The 16,877-nt window shown below is 44.5% G+C and carries 14 protein-coding genes; 5 read left to right on the top strand and 9 right to left on the bottom strand.

The genetic code is table 11. The features are described 5' to 3' along the window. Positions 1-120 precede the first annotated feature (120 nt). From Q0890_RS02535 to uraD, 4 genes are all read right to left on the bottom strand, one after another. Positions 121-1,632 carry an NCS1 family nucleobase:cation symporter-1 gene (locus Q0890_RS02535; protein ID WP_299217186.1) on the bottom strand — a complete coding sequence of 504 codons (1,512 nt, stop codon included), beginning with the start codon at positions 1,630-1,632 and terminating at the stop codon, positions 121-123. A gap of 202 nt (positions 1,633-1,834) precedes the next feature. Further along, positions 1,835-3,175: a urate hydroxylase PuuD gene (locus tag Q0890_RS02530; RefSeq protein WP_299217183.1), complete on the bottom strand. Its 1,341-nt coding sequence runs from the start codon at positions 3,173-3,175 to the stop codon at positions 1,835-1,837. A gap of 67 nt (positions 3,176-3,242) precedes the next feature. Continuing rightward, positions 3,243-3,611, bottom strand: coding sequence for a hydroxyisourate hydrolase (gene uraH, locus Q0890_RS02525; RefSeq protein WP_299217180.1), 369 nt, complete (start codon positions 3,609-3,611; stop codon positions 3,243-3,245). Positions 3,612-3,654: 43 nt separating this feature from the next. Next, a complete protein-coding gene (gene uraD / locus Q0890_RS02520; protein ID WP_299217177.1) occupies positions 3,655-4,176 on the bottom strand; it encodes a 2-oxo-4-hydroxy-4-carboxy-5-ureidoimidazoline decarboxylase in 522 nt (173 codons plus the stop codon). Between the two features lie 231 nt (positions 4,177-4,407). On the opposite strand from uraD, the gene Q0890_RS02515 reads away from it, so the two are divergent. Continuing rightward, entirely contained in the window at positions 4,408-5,070 is a 663-nt protein-coding gene (locus Q0890_RS02515; RefSeq protein ID WP_299217174.1) for a TetR/AcrR family transcriptional regulator, read from the top strand. Between the two features lie 123 nt (positions 5,071-5,193). On the opposite strand, the gene Q0890_RS02510 is transcribed toward Q0890_RS02515, so the two are convergent. Continuing rightward, positions 5,194-6,591, bottom strand: a complete 1,398-nt coding sequence (locus tag Q0890_RS02510; RefSeq protein ID WP_299217987.1) for a nucleobase:cation symporter-2 family protein — start codon at positions 6,589-6,591, stop codon at positions 5,194-5,196. Between the two features lie 718 nt (positions 6,592-7,309). Here Q0890_RS02510 and Q0890_RS02505 point away from each other — a divergent pair. Beyond that, on the top strand, positions 7,310-9,373 hold the full coding sequence (locus tag Q0890_RS02505; protein ID WP_299217172.1) for a TonB-dependent receptor: 2,064 nt from the start codon (positions 7,310-7,312) through the stop codon (positions 9,371-9,373). 137 nt (positions 9,374-9,510) lie between these two features. Then, positions 9,511-10,266: a siderophore-interacting protein gene (locus Q0890_RS02500; RefSeq protein ID WP_299217170.1), complete on the top strand. Its 756-nt coding sequence runs from the start codon at positions 9,511-9,513 to the stop codon at positions 10,264-10,266. A gap of 128 nt (positions 10,267-10,394) precedes the next feature. On the opposite strand, the gene Q0890_RS02495 is transcribed toward Q0890_RS02500, so the two are convergent. The 4 genes from Q0890_RS02495 to Q0890_RS02480 form a co-directional block, all read right to left on the bottom strand. Further along, positions 10,395-11,165, bottom strand: coding sequence for an ATP-binding cassette domain-containing protein (locus tag Q0890_RS02495; protein WP_299217168.1), 771 nt, complete (start codon positions 11,163-11,165; stop codon positions 10,395-10,397). Positions 11,166-11,206: 41 nt separating this feature from the next. Beyond that, positions 11,207-12,277, bottom strand: coding sequence for an iron chelate uptake ABC transporter family permease subunit (locus Q0890_RS02490; RefSeq protein WP_299217165.1), 1,071 nt, complete (start codon positions 12,275-12,277; stop codon positions 11,207-11,209). 51 nt (positions 12,278-12,328) lie between these two features. Then, complete coding sequence (locus Q0890_RS02485) at positions 12,329-13,432, bottom strand: iron chelate uptake ABC transporter family permease subunit (RefSeq protein ID WP_299217162.1); 1,104 nt, start codon at positions 13,430-13,432, stop codon at positions 12,329-12,331. Between the two features lie 66 nt (positions 13,433-13,498). Beyond that, positions 13,499-14,545: a siderophore ABC transporter substrate-binding protein gene (locus tag Q0890_RS02480; protein ID WP_299217159.1), complete on the bottom strand. Its 1,047-nt coding sequence runs from the start codon at positions 14,543-14,545 to the stop codon at positions 13,499-13,501. A 505-nt stretch (positions 14,546-15,050) separates the two neighbouring features. On the opposite strand from Q0890_RS02480, the gene Q0890_RS02475 reads away from it, so the two are divergent. Beyond that, a complete protein-coding gene (locus tag Q0890_RS02475; protein WP_299217156.1) occupies positions 15,051-15,992 on the top strand; it encodes an energy transducer TonB in 942 nt (313 codons plus the stop codon). 116 nt (positions 15,993-16,108) lie between these two features. After that, on the top strand, positions 16,109-16,786 hold the full coding sequence (locus Q0890_RS02470; RefSeq protein WP_299217153.1) for a MotA/TolQ/ExbB proton channel family protein: 678 nt from the start codon (positions 16,109-16,111) through the stop codon (positions 16,784-16,786). The last annotated feature ends 91 nt before the right edge of the window (positions 16,787-16,877 follow it).

Below are 16,877 nucleotides of genomic sequence, written 5' to 3'. Positions count from 1 at the left end.
CTTCATTAGTGATCTAACCGTTTTGATATTGTAGCAACGCCTGTTGAGCAAATAGTCAGCACAAAGATAAAATCGTTTGTACTGAGTTTTACAAACATGCTTATGTTTATACTGTGGTTCTCATTCTACTATTGTGTCAGGATCTACTGCATAAGAGCGCATCAAGACCCAATATACGACACCCCCTAATGCAGCACCTAACAAGAAACCATAGCCTTCAAGCTTAGTAAGCGCTGGTATCAGCACCGTGGCAATAGAGAATAAAGCGCCGATGGCAAAGGCAATAAGCGCACGAATGTTCCAGCCTTTGTAGTAATAATAAGCGCCTGTTGGTTGATCAGAAAACAAATCATTCATATCAATATGTTGACGTTTAATCAGGTAGTAATCGATTACCAAGATTCCAAAAAATGGAGCGATGATGGCACCGACAGCATTGACAAAACCAACAATACCGATTTTACTGATGAATGATAACCACAGTGCGCCAACAAAGAAGGCGATAATAGCAGTGATTAAGCCGCCCCTACGAAAGTTAATATGTTTAGGGAACAAATTGGCCAAATCGTAAGCTGGAGGAATAAAGTTTGCGACCATATTGATACCGACCGTAGCGGCAAAAAAGGTCACCGCCGCAACAATGGTCAAGGGTAGGGTGTCCACTCGATCAACAATGTCCGATGGATTGGTCAACGCTTCACCAAATATGACCAAGGTACCAGCAGTAATGACCAAAGCGATGAAAGAGAAAAACACCATATTAATAGGTAGACCCACTAAATTACCTAAGCGCATATCACGCTCACTGCGTAAAAAGCGAGAGAAATCTCCAAAATTGATGACGACTGCGGCAAAGTAAGCAACCATCGTACCGACGATAGCAGTAAATGCTTGGATGGAGTTTCCACTGTAATCACTGCCACTTACAAAGATAGAGTTGATGGCTGGTAGCAATTCAGAACCTGACTGATACCAAATAACCGCCATAAGGACGACCATCACAACATAAACCAGAGGACCTGCCCAATTTAAAAAGTGCTTGATTGGCTCAATACCTGCCCAAAATAGCAGAATTTGAAATACCCAAACAATCACAAAAGCAATCCATGCGGTACTGTTTAAACCTAAAAATGTTGTATCTGGACTGCCTATAAAGATTGCCAATAAGATGGCGACTGCGGTTGAGGCAAAGTAGGTCTGTACCCCATACCAGAAGATACCGATAATAGCGCGTAAAATAGCAGGTAAATTGGCACCATTGATGCCCATGCTGGCACGTATCAATACAGGAAAAGGAATACCATATTTGACACTAGGCTTACCAGTTAAGTTCACCATCCACATGACGATAAAGCCTGAACAGATAATGGCTGCCATAACCCACCAACCACTCAAACCATAGCTCAAAAACAAAGACGCAGCAAGGGTATAACCGAATAAACTTTGGATGTCATTTGACCAGACATTAAATATCGCAAACCAGCCCCAGTTGCGCTGTTCTGACTGTAACGGTGCTAAATCTTCATTGTATAATCTGGAGCTTTTACGCTCGGGATTAAACTTATTACAGTCATAAAGAGCTGTGTTCTTATGAGTATTCTGCCGACGTCCTTGTCGCTCATTATTAGACATCCTTTTCTTCCTTTAGATTAGAGTCAATCGAAGCCAAGATTGTTAACACTTATTGATATCCATTGTTAACACTTTAAGGATGTCTAAGTCATTGGTCAAGATAATTTTTGACTTAACTGAATAAATAGCGACAACGTTGTAAACAGTAAGTAATCATGAGCTTAGCATTATTACTTACACCATAAGGGTCAGTATTTGAAAACTACAAACCTGAAGTGTAAGCGACGATCTGCTGACGTTCTTCATCCGTTAATTGCGTAATGTTGCCTAAAGGCATATAGCCACTTTGTACCGCAGTGACGATTTTGGCTTTGTGAATTTTCATATCTTCAGGCGTTTGAAGGATAATCCCTGCTGGCGGGGCAGCAAATCCTTGTTGAGTCGGCTGCGCGGCATGACACGTACTACAGCGCGTATGTACGACAGCCATGATAGCATCGTCAGCTGAGGCGGTAACTGGTACAGTTTCAGCAGCGCTACTATCATTAGCACTGTCAGTAGCACTGGTCGTATCAACGGCTGCAGCGTTTTCTACTTCAGTATCTGTACTAGCAGCCGGTGGCGTGCTGTCAGTCTCTGCAGGTGCAGCAGCGACTGGAGCTGTAGCAGCAGGCAATGGCTCAATTGGGGCTGGACGCATCCAAATAATTAATAACAACGTTAATAGCGCAGGAATCCATAAGAATTTTGTTTGAGTATTACCTAAATGCTTTTGGTTAAAATAGTGTCTTACAAGGGCTGTGATAATACCTACAAATACTAAGATTAACCAACCATGCTCATGAGAATACATCATCGGATAGTGGTTACTAATCATGGTAAAAATAAGCGGTAAGGTAAAATAGTTGTTCATCAGTGAACGGTTTTTTGCTTGCAAAGCTAGGTCAGCAACTTCTTTACCTGGTTTTTCACCGCGCCGCACACAGTCTACAAGTGCTCGCTGAGCTGGCATGATGCCAAAGAATACGTTACCTGCCATCACAGTACCTAAAATGGCACCAATATGAATAAAGGACGCGCGATCGCTGAACAGCTGATACGAACCCCACGTTGCAATAATTAATAGGGTAAAGATAATCGAGCTAAATACAAAGGCATTTTTGCCTAGATGACTGCGAACAATCACTTCATAAATAAAGTAACTGCCAAATAAAAATAGTAAGCTTGTTGATATGGCGCCAATGCCACTACCAAAAGCGATTTTGCTTGGGTCGATGAGATAAGCGGTGGCGTTGGCATAATAGACAATAGAAAGCATCGCCATACCAGTCAACCATGTCGTATAAGCTTCCCATTTAAACCAATGCAAAGTTTTGGGCATCTCTTCAGGTTCAAGCTTATATTTAGCAATCTCATAGAAACCGCCGCCATGTACAGCCCATAAGTCACCTGAAATACCTTTGTCGGTTTTCCATTGTGGTGGCTTACGAAGGCTAAGATCTAGCCAAACAAAATAAAAGGACGCACCAATCCATGCAATTCCAGCAATAACGTGAAACCAGCGAAAAAATAAAGCGACCCAATCGAGAAGATATGCACCCATATGGCAAATGTCCTTTTGTCCAATGTTCTTTCATTCAGTATGTTCTTACACTGAAATGTAATAATTTTTACGAACCGCGATATGTACTGTAGCCATGTGCGCTTAGTAATAGCGGTATATGGTAATGACCATTGTCACTTATCATAAAGTCGATAACCACTTGCGGATAAAAAGCTGTTAGCTTTTGTGCGTCAAAATAAGTTTGAGTATCAAACGTTAATGTATAACGACCAACATCTAAATGATATTCGGCAATGTCAATAGTCGGGTCAAAAGACCAGCTATCTGGTGCTACGCGACCATCAGCGTTGGTGACTCCCTTGGCCAATAGTGATGCCTCACCGCTTGCGTTTACACGATGGAGCGTCACAGCAATGTCAGCGGCAGGTTTGCCAAGATGGGTGTCTAAGATATGTGATGAGAGAGTACCTGACATGATAATTCCTTTTATTTATTGTACAAGTAAGACGAAGTTTAAGTTAAGCTGCGCCCAGTAGTTTTTGTAGGCGCAAACGCGTAATTTTGTTTTGCTCAGTAGCAGCATTAACCAGCTCAGTAGCGCGATCGTTTGGTAGGCGTGCTAACAATAGGTCCAGCATTTGCTGTGCGCTTTTACCCGTGGCAAATACGATAAAGATAAAACCAAACTTATCGAGATAGTCTTGATTGCCTTGAGCCAATGCTGCAATCACATCATCCTCAGCATCATTTGCGCCTGATTGTTCATGTGCCGCGCTATCTTGAGTATTACGGTATTTTTCTTTTAGTGAGTCGACGTTACCGATTTGCGGATGACCGTCAAAGGCCTCAAGCAAATTTGCTTCAGTCGTTTGAGCCTGTTGCCATGCTTCATCACTATGAGTGAGTAAAGCATCTATATCTGTAAAAGGACGAGCATTTGCTACTTCTTGTGCCCAGCTGGTGCTTGTGCAGCAGGTTAAGAGACATGAGGTCGCCTTTTCTTGCGAGAGAGTATTAAATTGCTGTAAAGTTAAGCTCACAACGAAATCCTTTTCTTTTTATACAAAAGTAGTATTACTTAAGTAATTATTGCTTTAGTATTATCTATTCTGCTTAAACCTGACCATTTGGTCAACTACTTTATGCGAAATACTTGTATTTATCTTACTATGTTCTATAAAAACCAAAAATTGTTCTATAAAAACCAACAATTCAACTCATCTGCTCACCAGAATATAGCTACTTAACAATAATACCTAATGGTTTAAAATATGGCTCATCAAAATCAAGCAAACATCTCATCCGCCTTTGAAGCATATACTCATCGTAGTCAACAAGATATACGCGCGCAAAATCAGGCACTGATTTTGTCAGCGGCTGAAGAGGAGTTCGTTCTACAAAGCTATCGCGGTGCCACCATGCAAGGTATCGCTGATCGAGCAGGGCTGCCAAAAGCCAATATTCATTATTATTTTAAAAATAAAAAAAATCTGTACAAGGCTGTGCTGCATTCTATTATTCAAGAATGGAACGAGGGGCTGATTACCATGACAGTGGATAGTGATCCCAAAGTTGTTATCGAAAAGTTTGTACGTACCAAGCTGCATCAGGCATTTGCCAATCCAAACCGGCACAAGCTGTTCGCACTTGAAGTCATCGGCGGTGCACCGCACCTCCATGATTTTATGTCGACTACGATGAAAGAGTGGGCACTGGATAAAACGCAGGTAATGAAGACATGGCATGAACAAGGCAAAATAAGCGTTGTTGATCCATTACAATTGCTGATTTTGATTTGGGCGACAACCCAAAGATATGCTGAATTTGAAACAGAAATCGTCGGCTTAATGGAGAAAAATGCTTATGATAAGCAAGACGAAGCACGAGCGGCTGAGTTTTTGGTACCGTTTATTTTGCGAGGCTGTGGTCTTTAACGGCTTGTATAGTCAATACGAAAAACCCTATTAACAATGGAGCTGTATGAGTGCTTTATCGTTAAACAGGTACTAAAAGTACAGCAAGCGCTTCTTGCTGTACTCAATTAAATGAAGGGCAAATTATAACGCTTGTCCTTCGACCTCATTTTTACTCTGAGGTGATTTATGTACAGGTTTCAAGCCATCTTCATGATGCTGCTCATCAGTGTCGTATTCAACACCGAAGCTCTTCGGTAAAATCATATCAAGCATAATAGCTACTATACCTGACATCGTCACTGCTGAACCAAAGATATTACGGAATAGCTGTGGCATTTGTGCGAATACATCAGGTACAAATGCAACCCCTAAGCCAAGGCCTAAAGATGTGGCAATGATTAAAATGTTGCGATGAGTAAAGTTCACTGTTGATAGAATACGAATACCAGCGGTGGCCACGGTTGCAAACATCAGCAAGGTTACTCCACCAACAACTGGTTTTGGCAGCTGAGTGAAGATAGCGCCCAAGATAGGGAATAAACCCATAAAGAATAAGATACCAGCGACATAGAAGCCAACATAACGACTGGCAATACCTGTCATCTGAATAACACCGTTGTTCTGACTAAACGTAGTGACTGGGAAGCTGTTAAATATGCCAGCAATGGCGGAGTTGACACCATCACCTAACACCCCACCTTTAATACGTTTTTCGTATATTGGACCTTTAATAGGCTCGCCTGAGATCATTGAGGTCGCAGTTAAGTCACCCGCAGTCTCAATACTAGTAATGATATACATAAAGGCAATAGGAATAAACGCCTGCCAATCAAAACCAAAACCAAACTTAAAAGGGATAGGTACAGTCAATAGTGGAGCTTCAGCGACCAAAGAGAAGTCAATACGACCCATAAATGCTGCTATCAGCAAGCCTAACATTAGACCAATAAAAATAGCGCTTGAGCGAATAACTTTATTGGGTACGATACTAATAAGCACTACGCTCACTAGGACACCGCCACCTAATAACAAGTTTGGTATGCTACCAAAATTTTCAGCACCAACACCGCCTGCTAGATCGGTTAGACCAACTTTAGTGAGTGACAGACCGATAGTGACAATGACACAACCCGTGACGATTGGACTCATCAAGGACTTAAGTTTAGTGATGAACTGGCTTAAAAAGATTTCAACGAATGCTGCAAGGAAGGTGATACTAAAGATGACCGATAAAATCTCTTCAGGACTTCCCCCTTTGTTTTTGACTACAAAACCTGCCGCCAATACGGCCGCTAAGAAACCAAAGCTGGTACCTTGTAGTGCCATAAGACCTGAGCCTACAGGGCCGACCTTGCGAGTCTGAATAAAGGTAGCAACCCCAGATACCATCAGGGCCATACTGATAAGGTAGGGAATATGTTCACCCAGACCTAAAACACCACCAATGATTAATGAGGGAGTAATAACGCCGACAAAAGCGGCTAAGACGTGCTGTACGGCACCTAAAAATGCTTTTGTAGGGGCGGGACGATCATGCAGACCGTATAATAAATCAGGGTTTCCTTGAGTGGTCTTACTAATCTGGGCTTCCTCCTAGAGTGACTCTTTAGTCCAATCCTTATCAGAAATATTTAGTAATACAGGGCGTGTGTGAGCTAGAAATCCCTATTCGCTTAAAACTATATAACGAATCGTATTGCCTATCTATCCAACAAAGAGTCGCACTGATCCTTGTGCTAATTAATAAAACCGATTAGCCATTATTAATAGTCAATTTACTATGAAAGAGTTATAACAGTCGCTTGCTTAAAGTGTTACGCAACCAACTGTACGTGGCTGATTTATAACTTCTTTAAATAGCACTAACTATGTCAATAATAATCATCTATTTATTAATGTCATTAACTATAATACCTAAAAACCTGACTATCTGGTCAGATATCTTAGCGTATAACGAAAAGGTAGCTAATTGCAATGTTTTTCTAATATTAAATTCTCATATTAATTATTGCCAAAATGTTATTACTCCGTTATCATACTTGCCATTATTTAAATGTTAATCATTATCATTAACATTTACAATATTCTTATTATATGTAATTAACTGATTACGATTGAAGCTTTAGTTGTTGTAAAACCAATCTTGTTAAAAGCAGATAAGTATTTAGAAGGTGAGTTAGGGTAAAAACCGTTGATAAACAGTTTTTAATAGTAATTCTAAAAATATAATTTTGACCGTCATTAAAGTGAGTGTGTTATGCGTGAAGTAAAGTTATCAATCTCATCCAACCCATTAACCGTATTATCAATGGGTGTGGCAGCCATATTATGGACACAAGCGGCCAGTGCGGCGGCAGACGATACGCCTAGTACGACCTTACAAACCATTACTGTCACGGCCAATACGTCGGTTAGAGATAAAGTACAAGAAGACAGCGTTTATATCGAAGATTATACGCCAGCCAAGCAGGCCAGCCATTTAAGCGATTTTTTAAATGTGGTGCCAGGAGTGACGGTTGGCGGCACATCCACAGTCAATCAGCGCATCCGTGTGCGCGGCCTTGATGATACCAATCTAAAAGTGTCTATCGATGGCGCGCGCCAAGAAGGGCCACTGTTTTATCATATGGGCGATGTCACCATCGATCCTGACTTGCTCAAGCAAGCTGAGGTATCCGTGGGCAACAACTCAGTCACGCTTGGCAATGATGCTTTGGGCGGCGCAGTCGCGTTTGAGACCGTCGATGCCGCAGACTTGCTAAGACCAGGTCAAAAAATTGGCGCAAAACTAAAAGCCGGTTATGCCAGTAATAATGATGAATTACTCACATCAGCGACTGTCTATGGCGCGCCAACTGACAATGTCGATTTATTGGCCTACTATGGCAAACGTGATACAGACTCAGGCGAAGATGGCAGCGGCCGCGAGTTATTTGAAGACAGCGAAAGCGAAAACATCTTATTAAAAGCTGGTGCTTATCTCACGGACGATCACCGCGTGGGTGCAAGCTTTAGCCGTACCGACAAAGAAGGTGTTTTCCCATTTCGTCCGGATTTTCCAAGCTTAGGTGATGACCCAATACCGCAACAGGTAAAACGCGACACTTATACGCTCGACTACAATTTCAATCCGCTAAATAAGCTGGTTGATGTTGATACCACTGTTTATCAAACCGAAACAGAGATTTCTCGTAATAATAATGCTGAGGTATCATCAGACTATGACTGGAATGCCAAAGTAAAAACCACCGGCGCTAAAATTGAAAACACCAGCGTCATTGATACCAATGCAGGTCGCCATAAGCTGATCGCAGGCGCTGAGCATTATAAGAAAGAATCTGAGATGGCGCGAGAGGGTGCTCAGACTGGCGACGACAGTGCCAATAACACTTCAGTCTATCTAGAAGACCAATGGCAAATGGGCAAATTGACCCTGACGCCAGGCGTGCGCTATGACCGTTATAAATCACCTGAATTTGTAGCAGGTGGCTCCACTTATGACAATGTCGTGGGCGCACTGGCGGCCAGTTATGAGATTGCCCCGCGCACGCAAGTATTTGCCAGCTATACCCAGCTGTTTAATGGTCCAGATTTGGCTCAAGCCGTGTTTAATAAAAACGGTGAAGGCCTTTATGTCAATAATGATCTCAAGCCAGAAGAGGGCTACAACTCCGAAGTTGGCGTGGCTACCACACTACGCGATCTAACCGTCGCTGATGATGCGCTACAACTGAGTGCAAAATACTTCAGAACCAATATCGAAAACTATCAGCTGTATATGCGTACGGGTGACCGCCCAGGCAGGTTTGGTCTGGACTGCGATACAGGCGCGATAGGCGGCGAGTGCCAAGGGATGTATAACAGTGATGAGGACTATAAAATCGACGGCGTTGAGCTGGCAGCCAACTATGCTGTTCAAGACTTTGGCATGGGTCTGAGCTATTCGCGTGCCCGTAGCGAAGGCGATAAAACGGGTAATAGTATCCCCTCAGTGAGCGGCGGCAGTAGCGATTCAGGCGATCGCTATATGGTCAACTTAAACTATGCACCAAATGATATGGTTGGGCTTGGCTGGCGCAGTACTTATGTCGCCTCTATCACTGACAATCAAGGAGAGACTAAGCCAAGCTATGACGTACACGATATCTATATGGATTATGCGCCGCGTCAGCTTGATAATGTTACTACAACGCTTGGAGTGTATAACTTGTTTGAGGAAACCTATGCCAGCCATGCGTCACGCTTCAATGCCATTGAAGATGAGAGTACTGACTTTGAGCCAGGTCGCAACATCAAAGCCTCACTCACGTATCAATTCTAAACCTTTTTTGGTATTTTAAGTACAAATAAGCCAGCTGTCTGTATGAGAGCTGGCTTTTTTAATCGTAATTTTAGACACTACGAAGATACTGTATCTTTTTTAAAGTGGGTCAACGAGACAGTTAAAAGGAGCTGAAAATGGCCAAACCTAATCCAAGAGTATTGGAAGTGAAAGGCATCACTGATATCACCCCAAACATGCGCCGCATTACGCTTGGCGGTGAAGGCATGCAAGGCTTCCCAGCAGATCAAGAAAGTGGCTATATTAAGCTGATGTTTGCAGGAGAGGTAGGGCAAAAGCCCATCATGCGCACCTATACCATCATCCAGCAGCGCGCTGATGAGATTGATGTCGATTTTGTGTTGCATGGTCTCAATCATAACGGCTGCGAGGGACCTGCTTCGCATTGGGCCAAAACCGTACAGGTCGGTGATACCATCCTGATCGGGGGACCAGGCCCCAAAAAGCTTATCAATCATGAGGCGGATTGGGTTTTATTGGCAGGTGATATGACCGCCTTGCCAGCCATCACCGTCAATTTGGCAAAGTTGCCTAAAGACGCTACGGGCTATGCGGTGATAGAAGTATTAAGCGAAGACGATATTCAGCCGCTACAAAAACCAGAAAACATCACGATCCATTGGGTGATAAATCCGGCGACCACCGATAGCCACTATCCGTTATTAGATAAGATTAACACGCTGGACTGGCTGGACGGTGAGGTGGCCGTGTGGGCGGCGTGTGAGTTTAATAGTATGCGCGCGCTACGTCTCTATTTTAAAGAAAAAAGCGTGAATAAAGCCTATTTTTATATCTCCAGTTACTGGAAGCTCGATAATAGCGAAGATGAGCACAAAGTCATTAAGCGTGAGGATGCCGCGTTAGCGTTATAAGCCAAACATGACAACCAAAGAGAAGTCCGTCCTAAGCTGTATGACCCAATAAGCCGCGTTGTTTTAGATACTAACTATTAGGTAACAATGACTTTTAAGCGACAGTTTTAGTTTTGTGCATTCCTATATTAAACCGTATCCACAATCACGGGGCGGCCTTGATGATTGAGTACGGTCACATCGACGTTATACAGCTCTTTCATCGTCTCTTGGGTGATGACATCAGCAGGACGTCCAACGGCTGTCACGGTACCTTCTTTCATCATGACCACCGTATCAGCAAATTGCGCCGCTTGATTGATGTCATGTAAGACTATCACCACCGTTTTTTGCTCTACCTGACTGAGCTTGCGCAACTCACGCATCAGCCGCCCAGCATGGTACATGTCTAAATTATTCAGCGGCTCATCAAGTAGCAGATAGGGCGTATCCTGGCAGACAATCATCGCAATCAGTACCCGCTGCCGCTGACCGCCCGATAATGTCGATAAAAACCGATCGGCAAGTGGCGCCAGCTCAAAGCGCTCGATAATCTCAGCGACTTTTTGTACATCTGTGGTCGTAGGTTTGCCTTGATGGTAGGGATAGCGGCCAAACATCAACAGCTCATGCACTCGCAGGCGGCCTTGTACCTGATTGTCTTGGCTGAGCATCGCAACCGTCGTGGCAAGCGTGCGCGCATCACAGCTGACGATATCACGCGCCTCATTATCTACCGAAAAACTCACTTGCCCTGATTGTAGCGGTTGCAGGCGTGCCATGACCGAAAACAGAGTAGATTTGCCCGCGCCATTGGGGCCGATTAAGGCGATAACTTGTGACGGCGGCAAGGATAAGTCAATATCGTGCAAGATGTGCTGCTTGCCGATGTGATGCGAGAGGTTATTTATTGTTATCATAGTCGTGTTTACTACCGGTTTTGTTTCAGTTATCGATGCCACTACACGCGGCGACGATTGGCCATAAATATCAGCAATAAAAATACCAAGCCGCCAGCAAGCTCAATCACCACGGATAATACGCCAGCCATGCCGAGCAGTTGCTCAAATATCGTCTGACCCAGTACCAAGCAAATCATGGCGATCAGACTGACGAGTATCAGCCGCTCACTATGATGCATATGACGGGCAATACGATTGGTCAAGGCGCAGACCAGCAGTCCAAAGAAAGTCACCGGACCCACTAGCGCGGTGGCGGTGGCGACCAATACAGCGATAACGATTAACAGCCCAAATGCCAAGCGTTGATAATTGATACCAAGGTTAATGGCTTGTGATTTACCGAGCATCAATACATCACACTGGTAACGCCAGCGCCAGACAAACAGAGCGCTTATCACGCAGATAATCATACTGATGCCCAGTAGCTGCGGATTGACCGTATTGAACTGCGCGTAACTTGCCGACTGTACCACCACAAAGTCATCGGGATTAATCAGCCGTGCAATGAGAGCTGATAAGCTACGAAACAGTACGCCAAAGATCACACCCACCAATATCAAGCGCGTTAAATCCTGACTGCTTTTAGAAAATAGCAGCTTAAATAACAATAAGGACGCGCCAAACATCAAAACGATCTCAAGGGTAAACTTGACAATAGGATTGATGCTGGCAAAGCTCATCGCCCCTAAAAAAAACACCAATAGACTTTGCAGCAGCACATAAAGCGAGTCAAAGCCCAGTAAGGAGGGCGTCAAAATCGGATTGTGCGTTAGCGTCTGAAACAGGAGCGTCGATACCCCAATCGCGTAGCCGACCACCATGAGCGCCAGCAGTTTTTTGCCGCGTAACGGTAGGGCAAAATCCCAATGACCATTGACGTTAAGGGTCAAAAACAGCACTGCTGAGACTAATAAAATGACGGTGGCAACGAGGCTGGGATGCTGCTTGATAGCTTGCCAAAACGTTACCCCTAACCCTTTACTAGCAGAAGACTTGCCTGCGGCATTGGCTGAGCCATTGACACTTTGGTTATCCATATTGTCAGGGTTAGAAGCAGACGATGAAAACATACGCAAGTCTTATTAAAAAGGGTAAGTAAAGTAGAGGTGGATCAATAATGCTTAAGAGTCACTAGGGGCACGTAATAATAGCCATAAGAAAATGATGGTGCCTACCACACCAAAGACTGTGGCGACAGGCACTTCAAACGGATAGCGAATTGAGCGGCCAATGATATCGCACAGCAGCACAGCAGAAGCGCCAAGTAGCGCGACCGCAGGCAGGCTACGCCGTAATTTGTCCCCCATAATACGGCTGACGATATTGGGAACAACCAGACCAATGAACGGAATCATACCAACCGTCACCACGACCATCGCACTCATCATCGCCACCATGCCAACCCCAAGCCAAGTGACTTGCTTTTTACTGACCCCTAAGTTGAGCGCAATATTGTCCCCCAAACCGACGATGGTCAGCTTGTCGGCGATAATATAAGCGATGACGCAGAGGCCGCCCGTCAGCCAAAGCAGCTCATAACGACCTGCTAATACGCTTGAGAAATCACCAAACTGCCAGACGCTAAGCATCTGTAACGTTTCAGTCTGATAGGCAATAAAGGTGGTAATCGCCTCAATAATACCGCCAAAAACAATACCAATCAGCGGAATCATCAAAAAATCTGTCGGAGGAATACGGTGGATCAGCGCCATAAATCCCATCATGCCAATAAGCGCCGTCACGGTTGCCACGCTCATTTTGATCAACAAGGTGCTGGCAGGAAACAGCAAACTGACCACCAGTAGCCCTAATGCGGCGCTTTGGGTGGCGCCCACCATAGAAGGCTCTACAAAGCGGTTTTTGAGCACCACTTGAATAATCATACCCGCGACCGCCATCGCAATACCGGTCAAAATAATGGCAATGGTACGCGGCAGACGGCTGACCAGCATCAGCGAGCTGTCTGCATTGGCGCTATGGTTCACCAAGCTTTGTAGCATACCCGACCAAGAGAAGTCAGCCACCCCAATAGACAAGCTTAATAACACCAATACACTCATAACCACTAAGCTGCCGCCATTGATGAGCCAAGGCGGCGGGGTGCGCTTGCTGGTAGGGTTGCGAGCACCATATCCTGAGCGCCACGATGAGACCGCTGTTAGGCTCGCCGCGCCGTGAGTCGCATGATAGGCACTACTGTTATTACGTTTCGGGAATAATGACATAACGGCTACTGGCTTAAAAGCTGTTGTAGGATGGAGCACCCAGCCTACGCTAGAGTATTTGAGGTGTTATTTGGCATTACTAAAAGCGGTCTTAATCGAGGTCAAGTCTTGCATCCATTGATTATAACCACCAAACGCCAGGTAGGAGTCTGGGCTTAGGTACACCACTTGATCTTTTGACCAGGCATTGGTTTGTGCCACTAGCGGATTATCGAGTACCGCTTTTGCGCCCACGCCATCTTCACCGATAGCCGCACTGCGGTCGATGACAAACAACCAGTCCGGATTGGTTTTTTGCAGGTACTCAAACGAGATCGGCTGACCGTGACGCGCATCCTCGATTTGCTTATCTGCCATTGGCACGCCAAGCACGCTATGGACAAACCCAAAGCGCGACTTATCGCCATAGGCGGACAGCTTATTGCCATTGACCATGACCACCAAGCCAGTACCGCTGTCTTGACTCAAAGCTTTGGTTTCATCAATCAGCCCATCGATGTTTTGCTGCAGCTTGAGCGCCTCATCACTTTTGCCAAACAAGGCACCCAAATCATGCAAGCGCTGTTTGCTGGACTCGTAAATATTAGCGGTATCGATCGTCATATCAAGTGTGGGCGCGATGCTTGAGAGCTCATTGTATTTTTCTGCCATACGTGAGCCGACCAAAATCGCTTGTGGCTGCATGGCGTTTAGGGCTTCAAGATCAGGCTCAAATACCGTACCCACCTCTTCTGGATCCGGCTGGTTTTTGGAGTACAAGTTATCTAATTTTAGACCGCTTGGGATACCTGTGACTGCGACATCAAGTGCCGCTAAGTCTTGTAATAGGGTCATGTCGTAGACCGCTATTGGTGAGGGATTAATCGGTAGGCTGACATCCCCTTTTACTGTATCAATATCGATAGCATTGACAGACACGGCATCATTATTAGCGACGTTTGAAGCGGCATCCGCTGTTTTATTCTCAACCTTAGTGTCGTCTATCTCCGTCTCATTTGAGTCAGGTGACGAGCAGCCAGTTAAACCGATACTGACAAACAGTGCTGCTGCCATCGTTGCTAATAATGGACGTTTAAATAAAGTAGTAGCGGTCGTAAAATTATTGTTAGCCATAAGGAACTCGGTATATCAGCTGAATGAGCAGTGTATAAAAAAATGTTGATTAGCGTCTTAAAAGCGTCAACGTTAGTCTTAAGTACAAAAATAGTCGTGACACTACTCATCTAAAACAAGAAAAATTTGTCTTGCAGGATTAACTACATGGGGCGGTACACAAGACAAAGCTCGGTGGTATTTTTTATCATTTATACATTCACTATCTACAGGCTTATTGATGTTATTGGTCTAATTAAGCAGTCTTAGCGCATAGATAAGCGGTCATGATAAATTAATTGAGACTCATTATCAATATAAACGATAATGGTTTTTATTAACGTATATTGAATATTCTTTTATTTTATTAAACTAAAACCCCTTATTTACGACCTATAAACTTCCATCTGCTTATCATCTAACAGGCAATTATTTAATAAAATTATCATAATCTATTATTGATAATAATTATCGTTTGCATTATTATCTACACCATTATATCTTAGTTAATGTATATTAGAGTGTTATGAGTTCAACGAATTTAGACGCACCATCCTCCAAATTAACACTGACAGCTGTCGCGGCTGTCATTGGCCTACATGTGCTGACTGCTGTAGCCTTGATTGGGATGAAAGCACCTGACATAAAAGTAGCACCAAAAAACCAAATACCGCCTATCGAGATAGAGCTTGTAACATTGTCGCAAAAACAGCCTGTGGCAGCGGTGGAGGAAGTGGTTCCTGATTTGCCGCCAGCCACACCGCCCAAATCTAAAGCGTCACCAGCCGTCAAGGCTCAGCCGAAACCGCGTAAAGAACCTGTCATAAAAGAGCAGAAACCTGAAGTCGCACCGCCCAAAAAAGTAGAAGAAAAAAAGCCTGACATCATTAAAACAAAAACACCAATAGCTGAGCCTAAAGTCGATACTCAAGTGGTTGAAGACCAGCGCAGAGCCAAAGAGCGCCGCCAAGCTGAAGAGCATCGTAGAATAGAGCAAGCACAGCAGAAGGCTGAGCAAGAAGCGCGTGATAAAGCTGCGCAAGAGGCTCAGAGGCTGGCCACAGAACAAGCTGCTAGAGAAGCTGAAGCAAAAGCTGCTCAACAAGCGGCAGCACAAGCAAAAGCGGCTAAAGAAGCTGCCGAGGCGGCAGCGAAAGCTGCAGCAAGCAATACGCCTGTGAGCTTTACTGCCAGTAATGCAGATTGGGCATCTGCACCGAGGTTAAGCTTTCCTGAGCGTGCTGCTCGTAATGCTCGCTCAGGTGATACCTTTAACGTGGTACTGGTATTAAGAGTCAATAAGCAAGGCGGCATTGATAGCGTGAGAATAGCAAAGTCGTCAGGCAATCCAAGAGTAGATAAAGAGGCGCAGCGTCAAGTACGCTCTGGCAAGTTTAAGCCCTTTACACAAAACGGCGTACCTGTGGTAGGCGATGTAACCTTACCTGTCAGCTACGCTGTACCCTAACGCTGGCGATTAACTAAGATATTCTAAAACATATTTATTTTAAATATTCGTGATAACGAAAGCTGTAATAAAAGTGGCGTTATCCTGTAATGGTATTAAACATTAAGGAGTCTGACATGGACTTTATGCACTACTGGCAAATTAGCGATATGGTGACCAAGACCCTGTTCTTTTTGCTATTGATTTTGTCTATTGTCTCTTGGGTGACGGGTATCATCCGTGTGCTACAAAGTCGCAAATTGGCCGCTACGGTCGCGGACGACTTGAGTCAGCAGATTGCTTCCAAACAGTCTGATCTACTAGAGTCTGATGCGGTCACTCGTCGTTCGGTCACAGAACAGACGCTACTCAAATATATCGGTCGCTACCGCTTTGCTAGTGAGCGCGGACTGCCTATTTTAGGTACGATAGCCGCTATTGCGCCCTTTATCGGGCTATTTGGTACGGTATGGGGTATTTTCCATGCGCTACATAACATTGGTAACACTGGGCAGGCGGGACTTGCGCAAGTAGCAGGGCCTGTGGGCGAGGCACTGATTATGACGGGTTTAGGTATTGCTGTCGCGATTCCAGCCGTAATATTTTATAACCTTGCAGTGCGTATCAATCGCCGTGTTATGTATCATGCCAATGACCGCGCCCATGATTTGTTAGCGTCGTCTGCCAAGCAAGCAGCCGCCAATAGCCGTCCAAGTACTGTACCAACCGCGCAGCTAGCAAAAGATCAGCAAGTTGCCAAAAAAGACGCACAGCACGCCGCGCATTATCATAGCTCAGCACCATCACAGGGGTAGTAGCCATCCTCTAATAAGGTCGTTAAAACCGACGAAGGTTATGATCAGATAATAGATGTAAGTGGTAGTGTGAATAATCAAATGAATTAAA

The organism is uncultured Psychrobacter sp. (assembly GCF_947488565.1).
Lineage (GTDB): Bacteria > Pseudomonadota > Gammaproteobacteria > Pseudomonadales > Moraxellaceae > Psychrobacter > Psychrobacter saeujeotis.
The sequence above is the reverse complement of the archived record's forward strand: the minus strand, read 5'-3'. Positions and strand labels throughout refer to the sequence as shown.